The following is a 703-nucleotide window of genomic DNA, read 5'->3' on the forward strand; positions in this document are numbered from 1 at the left end:
GAAAAAGCCAAATTCAAATGGCCCACTCAAGAGAAAAAGCAGGTCTACACCCTGACTCAATTTGACTTAGATAGACTGTTATCTGGCTTCACGATAATCGGCCATAAACCGATAAAAATAGACAACTTTACAATGAGTTGAGCCCGATAAAAGTGAGTTATACCAAGCCTTGACGTGGTGTTTTTAGTATAATCAATGCCATGAAAAAGACGCCCGATATTAACCCAGAAAGCCAAGACATCGCCGAGCTTCAAGCCATGGTGAAAGCGTTGATGTCGGAGAAAAAAGAGTGGCAACAAGAGCGCCAATCCTTAATTGAGCAGTTTAAACTGGCCCTTGACCGCCAGTTCGCCAAACGCTCGGAAGCGTTAAAACCGTATAACGAAGCACAGGGTGACCTCTTTAATGAGGCGGAATGTGAAGCGGCGAAATCGGAAGATGAGGTTATCACCACCACAACGACGACAATCAAACGTCGTGGTAAACGTCAACCGCTTCCTAAAGACTTGCCACGTGAAACACTCGTACTTGACCTAGATGAGCACGACAAGCAGTGCTCATGCTGCCAACACATTTTGCATAAAATCGGCGAAGACCGCAGTGAAAAGCTGGAGTTCACGCCCGCTGTATTGAAAGTGTTGGAATATGTTCGCCCAAAATACGCCTGTCGTCAGTGTGAACAACAGGCTGAAAAAAGCCACAT

1 protein-coding gene is annotated in these 703 nt (G+C 45.7%); it reads left to right on the forward strand.

Annotated elements, in window-relative coordinates; translation table 11 throughout:
• Positions 1 to 200: 200 nt before the first annotated feature.
• On the forward strand, positions 201 to 703 hold a 503-nt coding region (locus EYW48_RS21360; RefSeq protein ID WP_277433063.1), incomplete at its 3' end, for an IS66 family transposase zinc-finger binding domain-containing protein.

Source organism: Vibrio sp. 1180_3 (genome assembly GCF_029478545.1).
Classification (GTDB): domain Bacteria; phylum Pseudomonadota; class Gammaproteobacteria; order Enterobacterales; family Vibrionaceae; genus Vibrio; species Vibrio aestuarianus.